The following is a 9,260-nucleotide window of genomic DNA, read 5'->3' on the forward strand; positions in this document are numbered from 1 at the left end:
GATTTATGTAATGGACAACATACATCTTCCACGACCACGAGGAATTTGTGGGCTTCGTCACTTTTGGCGGTGTAATTCAGTCTGAACGTTTTACTTTCAAGAAGCACACGGTCGTTGTTGACCAGCACCGGGCCGTCAACGAGTTTGAGCGAGCCTTCGCCGTCATACTGGAAGTAGCGGATGGTATAGAGGGTGTTGGCATAGTTGCCTTCGGGCTTTATCTCGAAGCGCAGTTCGATGGTCTGCCCTTTGGCAATCTTGTCAGCGTATGGCATCACCTCCACCGTGAAGGGATAGGACTGCTGCACATCAAGGTCGTCGGAGCAGGATGTGAGGCTGCATACGGCAGCGATTACAAGGGAGAGAATGGCGATAACGCCAAATGAATTTTTATTTGTCTTTTTCATTTTTGTGTCTGTTTAGAATTTTAGTTTTGTTGATTTCTTGGGGTTGAGCGATTGTAGGTAATCGTTCAGATCCTTGTGGTCGGGATAGCGTGCGGATTTGTCGCTCACCCTGTCGCCGAACTCGCGGCGCAGTCTGGCTACTGCGGCACGCCCGGCGGTATCGTTGTCAAGATAGCACAGTATCAGCGGGTATTCCGCCAAAGTCGGGATTGCTTTGCCGACATTCGCCACGGAGTTAAGCACAACACTGTCATTGCCGTCATTCAATCCGAGGCGTTCCGCCGAAAGAAAGTCGATGAAGCCCTCGAATACATTACACCGGGCGTTGCTGTTGGCGATATGGGTGATATGCTTTGGCGGATAACTTCCTTTGAAGAAGCTGTTTCGCAACTCAAATCCGTGTGCGCTGTTCTCAAAACCGATGGCATAATAGTTTTTGCCATGCAATTTATAATCCACCTGCACACAATATCGTTGTGCTATGTCGGCAGGTATGCCACGGTTTGCGAGGTAACGCAGTAATGCCGGCGATACCAATTTGGAGATTTTCACGTCCTCAAAGGTCGGCTGCTCAATGAATGGCTCCGGCTTGTAAGGCTGTGATACCGGCATCCGCATCTTTTCGGCGATGTACTCCGCCTGTCTGATGAAGTCGGTCGTGTCGCACAGTTCTCCGGCAAGGGTGAAGATGTCGCCTCCGGCTCCGCTACCAAAATCGAACCATACATTTTTCCGAGGATTGACATGAAACGATGGCTTTCTCTCGTTGCGGTACGGGGCATAAAACCACAGACCTTTGCTGTCGCGCCCAGTCGGCTCATAGCCGAGGTGGTGCAGGAAATCCACGAGGGATATTCCCTTGATAGCATCTATATCCATAGGCTAAAAGCGCATTTTGCGTTTGGGTTTTGGCGGCTGTTGCTTAGGCTGTTCCGGTCTGCTGACGGGCGTAGCCGTCACATCACCCTCGGCTTCATCGCCGTTGACGGTCACTTCGTAAGTCTTGAACTCCTTAAAATCCTTCATATGTGTGGCGATGTATAGGTTCAACTCGGAGCGGTTGCAGCTCCCGGTCAACTCGTAAGCGAGATCATAAATGCCGCCGTAGTATTTTTCGGGTTCTTTGCTGTCATACCAGCCATTCTTTTCGGTGTCCACCACCATAGTAGCATTGCCACCGACAGAATACGGAGCATTGTATATCAGAAGGTTGCCGTCCTTTTTTATCGGCTCATAGCCGATCGCCTTCATAAAATCCTCCAATGGAAGATTATTTATATCGAGGTCTATAACAATCAATCCCATAGGTTTATTCGATTATAAATTTGACACCGACACCATACTGGGTGTGAAAAATCTGCACATCGCTACCGAAGGTGAATCGTTCCTTGATATTTGCGGTCAGGGCAATTCTGTCTGACAGGTAGAAATCAGCCTGTAATGTCAGCGCACCGCCATAGATAAAGTTGTCGCCGTCATGGAGCGTTGAACCGTCGGATAACACAGACTTGCCCCAGTTCACTGTTTCGTAACCACCGAGAGCTGACACGCCGCCATATAGGTGGAAGGTCTGCGAATAGTCGCTCAACAGATGGAGATTGTAGCCGACCTCGCCTGTGAACTGAGCCACCGGGATACGACCTTTCGCGCCGTATGGCTTGTAGGTCTGGAGATACTCGCCGCCAAAGCTCCAAATATTGGCACTACCCTTATAAACTGAATAGAACACTCCGAAAGAATAACCGCAGTTGCGGGAGTTGCCGGTATAAAAACCGTCTGCCATATCAGCCTTGATTTCCACGGCAGACATTCCGGGGAGGCATCGCTGGGCCATTGCCCGCCCTCCGAAGAGGGTGAGCATGGCAGCGATTATCATTATCGCTTTTCTCATGGTTACTGTATGCTTAATTCGTCAATTACGTTGGCTCTCACAATATCCTCGTTCTCGACCACGAAGGACTGATGTCTGCCGCCTTCCTTTTCGGCAATCTCGATAACAAGCTGCTTGTCGTCGGGAATAGTGAATTTCTCCAAAGCGAACACAGTGCGTTCCGACTGCTTGCCGTGTACCACCGTCACATAGTTCTGGGCGCGGAGCGGTTCAAGTACCTGCTCCTGCATAGCAGTCCGCTTGATAACCTTCTTATCCACAATCTTGAAGCTGACATAATCGACATCGAAAGGAATGTTTGATGTATTTTTCAGCTCGGTGTGGAAATAGAGAAGCCCGTTGTTAGCATAGATGGATTTCAGGAGGAACTGCACCCCGAAACGCTTTGAGCCTATATGCTTGATTTCGCGCTTGTTCTGCTTGTAGATGCTTTTCATAATCAGCTTGACAAGTATAGGTGACTCGCTACCTAACTTTTCAAGATAGATTTCCTGCGCGTTGTTCGGGCGATTGACTGCCTCGCCGTCATGCAGAAAATCGGTCATCTCGATATTGAGCAACAGCGGCTCTTTTGCGAATTTCACGTTGAAACTATAATAGCTTCCGTCCTCGGTTATTACCGACAGGTTTGTCTCCTGCTTGAATGACTTGAAGGCTGATTTGACACGCAGCACATTCTTTGCGCCATCGGCTAATCCGGCGACAAGGTTCTCATTGCCTAAGTCGCAATAGACTATTTCCGAGGGAAATATAATGTGCGTAGTCTTTTCGTAGCAGACTTCCAGAGCGTGAGGCGGTATCATCCGGTCGAAGCCGACCTTGCGGGTCAGACCGTCGAACTTGTCGCCGTCGGTGTAGTTGTCGCTGTACACGTTGATTTCGTGTTCGGCTACCTGAGCGGCAACCTTTTCCGTGTCAGACGGCACGTTGACATCGGTGTTTTTAACCGATTTTGTTCCGGCAAAAGCCGGAGTCGCCATTGCTATAACGGCAATAAGCGAACGTAAAAAGAGTTTGTAATTCATTGAATTGTGGATTTAATGGTGAATAATCATATATCTTCCGGCTGGTGAAGCATCACACGGTAGCCGGCTTTGAGGTGGACTTTGACGGTTCGCAGCTTCTTGGTGAGATACTGACTGACACCGTTTATCAGCCCTCGACCCACGTCGGATGCTATCTGCGCCCCGGTATTTGTGGAAATATTTATCGAGCTTCCCATCGTACTGCCCATATTTGCTCCGATTTCATGCAGCGCGTCACTCTCCATTGACTGCGGGATATTGATGCCCTCCTGACCGTCGGAGTCATATACCTGCAACTCCACTTCATATATAGAGCCTTCGCACTCGATGGAGGTGATTTCAATCTCCAGCCTTTCGCCCTGCACCCTTGCAGAGCCGACAATGGTGGTGTTACGCGGTATCAGGCGGTTGCCGACCCACATCGGTTCGACGGTACGGAGTTTTACACTCTCGCCGTCAACAACACTCTGGTTACCTGCCACCACTGCGGCGATGGTATTCTTGGCGACCGCCCTCATTGTACCCACCGAGGTATTGAAGCCCCTGACGGTTGATGTCTGACCGAGCGTGGATACCACATTCCTGTTGACCTGCGCCACCGGCTGCACATCCCGTTTGCCCTTTTCTTCGGTGGGTTGTGGGGGCGAATAGTTGCCGCCGTTGCCCATATACTGTGCCGCCAACTGATACGAGCGTTCCATCAGCTCCATCTCATCAGGCTGTGCCGTCTGTCGCTGTGCCAGAGCATTCTGAGCCTCCAACTCTGCGATACGCTCATTTAGAGCCTCCATTTCAACATTGTCGGCTGAGGTGTCCTCCACAAAAAAGTCATTGAGCGATGCTTGAACCTCCTGATACGCCTGTGCGGAGTTCTCAACGGCGGACTGATGCTCAACGGTATCGGTTGTAAGGGCGGTAAGAGTATCAAGGGCGACCACCGCACGCTGTTGCGCCTCCTTCTCTTTGGCTGCATCTGCGGCGGCATATTCCTCCGCTTTGGTCTTGATACCGTCGTTCTCACCCTCAGGTATTTCGGTATTGAAGGCATTGCCGACCTTGCTGTCATTCTTGTTGAGGCTTGTGTACAGCAGCCACAGTATCACTATGCCGCACACGACAGCCGCCGGGAACACGACTAAGTATTTCATCATCTTCTGCCGTTCAGCCTGCGATTTGGGCTGGAAGAAGCCGTTAATCTTCGCTTTCCACTCCTGCATCGTCATAGTCTGGAAGATTTTGAGGTTCATGAACGGGAGATTTGGTAACGATGTCGATCGGCATTATATGCTCGATCTCCACTGATTTTTGCGCTTTGCCCAGACCTATCCTGTAACAGGCATGACCGAACACGAAGAAGGCGGTAAGCACAAACACGGTCAGCATAAGCGACACGACAGTAAGCCGTTGTTTCGGGGGAATTGACTCACACGCTCCTTTCAGGCGCGTTGTGAGCCTCCCTTTCGGGTTGCGCCACATATTATTATATATGGCGGAAAATATTGATTTAATCTTTGACATAATTGAATTATCGTTTTACGGTTGAAATATCCTTGTTCTCAAGTATTGTGAAGCCTTCGATGATGAAGCCGTTGGGATTGTCGTCGGAGCGTGAGGCGTTGGAGAGGCGGCACTGCGTCACCAGTGTACGCTCTGTCACATTGCTTTCGCGGATAATCATTTGTCGGGCATAGGTTTTAGCGATGTACGGATAGTTGTTGAAATCGCACACCACACTGTCCACTTGCAGCACTTGGTTGATGTTGCCGGCGATGATACGGTTGTAGTAACCCTTCTCCGAAAAATCCGTGTAGTAGTTGTATGCCGACTTGTCCGACAGTATAAGGGCGCGGTTGATGTTATGCTCAATCGCCGATTTGTCAGGTGAGAGTGTGAAAAACAGCTCATGGAAGCGTCGCACATGTTCACGGGCTTCCGCCGGGCGGTTCTGCTCCATGTCCTGCGACAAGGCGAGCATAAGACTCTTGCCGTTGTCAAGAACATAGATTTTTTCCCTCTGCCTTTCAGCGAAATTGAACACGCAGATCAGAGCCACCGACACCACCACGGCACACATCGCCACAAACACAATACCAAACAGCCGTATCTGGCGGAACGAGGTTTCGATGTTTTTAAGTGATTTGAATTGCATTTGAATGTCGTTTGAATATTATTTAAGCAATTTGCCTGCGTTGCCCGCGACATTTCCGGCGACCGCGCCTCCGACACTTGCCGCACCAGAACTGACCTGCATCGCGGTGGTGTTGACAGCACGGTTATAGTTTCCGGCACCTCCGGCTTGTATTATCCAGCCCGCCACAGTTGGAATCGTGAAGTATCCTATAATGCCGATTATCATAAAAATGACATAGCAAGTATTTGAGCTGTCGAGGTTTGCGTTGGGGTTGTTTGTCAGTTCCGAAATGTCGTTCTGCAACATCAGCACCTGTATTTTCGCAAGGATTGTCGAAAACAGGTCTGCCACCGGCAGCCACAGATAAGTCTGGATATATCGTTGTATCCACTGGGTCAGCGTTGACTGGAAGCCATCCCAAACGGAAAGAGCGAAGGCGACCGGGCCGAGAATTGACAGCACGATAAGGAAGAATGTGCGGATAGTGTCAATCGTGAGTGAGGCAGCCTGAAAAAGCATCTCCAACAACTCTCTGAAAAAGTTTTGAATAGCTTTTTTGACTTTGTACATTCCCCGCTCGATATACATTCCGGCGGCTGTGCCTATCTCCGTCACGCCTAATTCGTCTATCTGTCTGTCAAACTCGGCATCATCGACAAGGTAGGCTGTTGACGGGTCATTCATCATCGCCTCATACTCCAGCCGGTCTTTCTCCTCGCGGTATTTCTGCATATCGAGTGTCTGCCCTTCAAGCATAGAGGCTGTGCCCTGCACAATCGGCGACATCACAGAGTTGATGGTGCCGAGTACCACTGACGGGAAAAACATTATACAGAAGCCTATCACAAACGGACGTAGCAGCGGAAACACATCAATCGGCTCTGCGGCGGCAAGTGACCGCCAGATGCGATAGGCAACGAAGAACAACGCGCCCAATCCGGCTATCGCCTGAGCCACACCCGCCATATCCTCACATAGAGGCATCATCTCGTCATAGAGCGAGCGCAGTATGGTGTGGAGGTTGTTGAAATCTATTGATAACGCTATCATATTTTTTAATTATGATTACTACAATTACCAGTATTTTTCAGACCCGTCGCCATAGAGAGCCACCACACGCTGTGTATCAGCCTTCTTTTTGGCGCGCAGTTATGACACGCTTATATTCTTGTTGGTGTAATATGCCGTCAGGTTCTTCAGCCTTTTCATCTCCTTGTAGCAGTCATCGACCACATCCATACGGTCTTTGTCGGTCATACTCAGTGTAGTGATATTGACTACCTGTTTCAAGTCGCCGAGTACGCCGTTGGCTTCTTCGAGTATCCGGGTGTATCCGGAGGCGATTGCCGAGAGTTCGGCACTTGTGAAATTAGGGTCGGTCAGCATCTTCTGGAAATTGTTGACATAGTAACCGGAGATGTTGCCGAGCATCAGGATTGTCTGCTGCACCTTGCGGGCATCACGGACAAGGTTGTTGACCGATTGCAGTGCGTCATAATATTTCTTAGCCTGCTGGTAAATTTTCACGGTTTCCTGAAAATTTTTGACCATGTGCGTAGCCGTCTGTGACTCCTGAACGAGTGATTTGGAGTTGTTTACGATGCTCTGGGCGATGTTCGACGGGTCTATGACCGTCCATTGGGCGGAGGCCCTGCCCGTGCCGAGCATCAGGCACAGGGCAATGAGGGGGATTAAAAACTTGAGATGCTTCATTTGATTGCGGATTAAAAGTGGTGGATTTATCGTATTCTGTGAGCCATGCTTATAATAGTTCTAATCATGGCGAGAATAATTGTCTGGAGGAGGCCGAGGCAAAACATTATTCCTGACACGATACCTGAAAATATGGATTTCACATTCATACATTATTTCTCTCTTTTTTCGTTGGCTAACTGTTTGATCGCCGCTTCGATGTCACCGCCGAGCTGACGGGCGCGGTCAAGGACTTGGATTTTCTCCGTTTCCTCGGTAGTGTAACACAGGTATTCCTCCGGTGACACCTCCGTGGCATAGACAGCGGACTGCGTTCCGCCCAGCCCGATCCATACCTCTTTGTAGAGCCGGTTGGGGCTGTTTGCCATATTGATACTGAGTATCTGCGCCTTTTCCTTGTCGGTCAGACCGAGCAGCTCCTGTATCTGGTCAAAGCGGTTCATATATTTCCGCTGGTCGAGCAAGATTTTACAGTCGGAGTTGTTGATGATTGTTTCCTTGACAATCGGTGACGAGATAATATCGTCCACTTCCTGCGTGACAACCACAGCCTCGCCGAAATATTTGCGCACTGTCTTGAACATATAGCGCATATACTCAGCCATATTCGCCGTTGACAACGCCTTCCAAGCCTCCTCGCAGATAAGAAGTTTTCGTACACCTTTCAACCGGCGCATCTTGTTGATAAAGGCTTCCATGATGATTATTGTCACCACCGGGAACAGGTCTTTGTTATCGCGGATGGCGTCAATCTCGAACACGACGAAACGTTTGTTCAGCAGGTCGATATTCTCTTTGGAGTTCAGCAGAAAGTCAAACCGGCCGCCGTGGTAATACTGACGCAGGGTTGTAAGGAAGTTGTCAATGTCAAAATCCTGTTTGTATATGGGAATAGGACGCTGTGCCATTTCAGCGCGGTAATCGTCGCGCATAAACTCAAAAAAAGCGTCGAAGCATGGCACTATATTCTTATCCTTAGCCATTTTTTCAAGGAACATCGACAACGCCGAGCCAAGCTCACCGGATTCGGTCTTTGTCACTCTGTCATCCTCTGACTTCCAGAGTGTAAGTAGCAGTGTCTTAATCGAGTCCTTCTTCTCCACATCGAACATCCCGTCATCTGTGAAAAACGGATTGAAAGAAATCGGCTTTTCCTCGGTGTAGGTATAATAGATACCGTCCTCGCCGTGCGTCTTGTTGTGGATCAGATTGCACAGCCCTTCGTATGAATTGCCGGTGTCAATCAGGAGAATATGCGCGCCCTGCTCATAATATTGGCGCACCAGATGGTTGGTGAAGAAAGACTTTCCGCTACCCGACGGGCCCAGTATGAACTTGTTGCGGTTGGTGGTGATGCCGCGTTTCATAGGCTCGTCGGATATATCCAGATGGATAGGTTTTCCGGTCAACCTATCTACCATCTTGATTCCGAAAGGCGATAGGCTACTGCGGTAGTTGGTTTCGGCAGTGAAGAAGCAGACGGCAGGCTCGATGAAAGTGTAAAAACTCTCCTCGGCAGGGAAGTCTGCCTCGNTGCCGGGCATCGCTGACCAGAACAGTGTCGGGCAGTCGATGGTGTTGTGCCGGGGCATACAACCCATAGTCGCCAACTGGCTCCCGACATCATTCTTGATGCGTCGCAGTTCCTCCGCGTCATCGCTCCACGCCATTATATTGCAGTGGCAGCGCACAGAGGTAAGACCATAGCTGTGAGCCTCGTTCAGATAGCGGTCTATCCACTCTTTGTTAATGGCATTGCTTCGGCTATACCTTGAAAGACTGTTCATATTTCGGGCTGTTTTCTCGAACTTCGCCAGATTCTCGTCATGGTCGTCAATCAGTATATACTGGTTGTAGATATGGTTGCACGGCAGAAGCAGACCCACGGGAGAGGCGAAGCTCAATCTGCAATCCGAGCGGTCAGTCGATAACCGCTCATAACGGTTATCAGTGCTGACCTTTCCGGGCAGATCATCAGTATCTGAAAGTGTATGCAGGCACAGCATCTTGTCGCCGATACGCATTTCTTTCTCTTCCAGCTCTATATCCTCCAGCCCTTTTACCTTCCCCCTCGCCAGACTCAGATACTTTTC

Annotated in this window: 10 protein-coding genes and 1 pseudogene; all 11 read right to left on the reverse strand. The window is 49.7% G+C overall.

Features of this window, described 5'->3' with window-relative positions:
* On the reverse strand, positions 1-407 hold a 407-nt coding region (locus JX312_RS05050), incomplete at its 3' end, for a DUF3872 domain-containing protein (RefSeq protein WP_204457262.1).
* A gap of 12 nt (positions 408-419) precedes the next feature.
* The gene (locus JX312_RS05055; RefSeq protein ID WP_123486688.1) at positions 420-1,286 is read right to left on the reverse strand and encodes a toprim domain-containing protein; all 867 of its coding nucleotides are present in this window, start codon (positions 1,284-1,286) and stop codon (positions 420-422) included.
* A gap of 3 nt (positions 1,287-1,289) precedes the next feature.
* Positions 1,290-1,712: a hypothetical protein gene (locus JX312_RS05060; RefSeq protein WP_123486687.1), complete on the reverse strand. Its 423-nt coding sequence runs from the start codon at positions 1,710-1,712 to the stop codon at positions 1,290-1,292.
* Between the two features lie 4 nt (positions 1,713-1,716).
* Positions 1,717-2,298, reverse strand: a complete 582-nt coding sequence (locus JX312_RS05065) for a conjugal transfer protein TraO (protein ID WP_204457263.1) — start codon at positions 2,296-2,298, stop codon at positions 1,717-1,719.
* 2 nt (positions 2,299-2,300) lie between these two features.
* The gene (gene traN / locus JX312_RS05070) at positions 2,301-3,323 is read right to left on the reverse strand and encodes a conjugative transposon protein TraN (protein ID WP_369809651.1); all 1,023 of its coding nucleotides are present in this window, start codon (positions 3,321-3,323) and stop codon (positions 2,301-2,303) included.
* 26 nt (positions 3,324-3,349) lie between these two features.
* Positions 3,350-4,570 carry a conjugative transposon protein TraM gene (gene traM, locus JX312_RS05075; protein WP_123486684.1) on the reverse strand — a complete coding sequence of 407 codons (1,221 nt, stop codon included), beginning with the start codon at positions 4,568-4,570 and terminating at the stop codon, positions 3,350-3,352.
* Complete coding sequence (locus JX312_RS05080) at positions 4,515-4,841, reverse strand: TraL conjugative transposon family protein (protein WP_123486683.1); 327 nt, start codon at positions 4,839-4,841, stop codon at positions 4,515-4,517. Before JX312_RS05080 ends, traM begins: the two co-directional genes overlap by 56 nt.
* A gap of 7 nt (positions 4,842-4,848) precedes the next feature.
* Entirely contained in the window at positions 4,849-5,472 is a 624-nt protein-coding gene (traK, locus tag JX312_RS05085) for a conjugative transposon protein TraK (protein ID WP_123486682.1), read from the reverse strand.
* An 18-nt stretch (positions 5,473-5,490) separates the two neighbouring features.
* On the reverse strand, positions 5,491-6,489 hold the full coding sequence (gene traJ / locus JX312_RS05090; RefSeq protein ID WP_123486692.1) for a conjugative transposon protein TraJ: 999 nt from the start codon (positions 6,487-6,489) through the stop codon (positions 5,491-5,493).
* 39 nt (positions 6,490-6,528) lie between these two features.
* Positions 6,529-7,167: pseudogene (locus JX312_RS05095) on the reverse strand (DUF4141 domain-containing protein).
* 152 nt (positions 7,168-7,319) lie between these two features.
* Positions 7,320-9,260 (reverse strand): TraG family conjugative transposon ATPase (locus JX312_RS05100; protein WP_204457264.1); only part of this gene is annotated, 1,941 nt, incomplete at its 5' end.

It is taken from the genome of Barnesiella sp. CU968 (genome assembly GCF_905219685.1).
Classification (GTDB): Bacteria; Bacteroidota; Bacteroidia; order Bacteroidales; family Muribaculaceae; genus Lepagella; species Lepagella muris_A.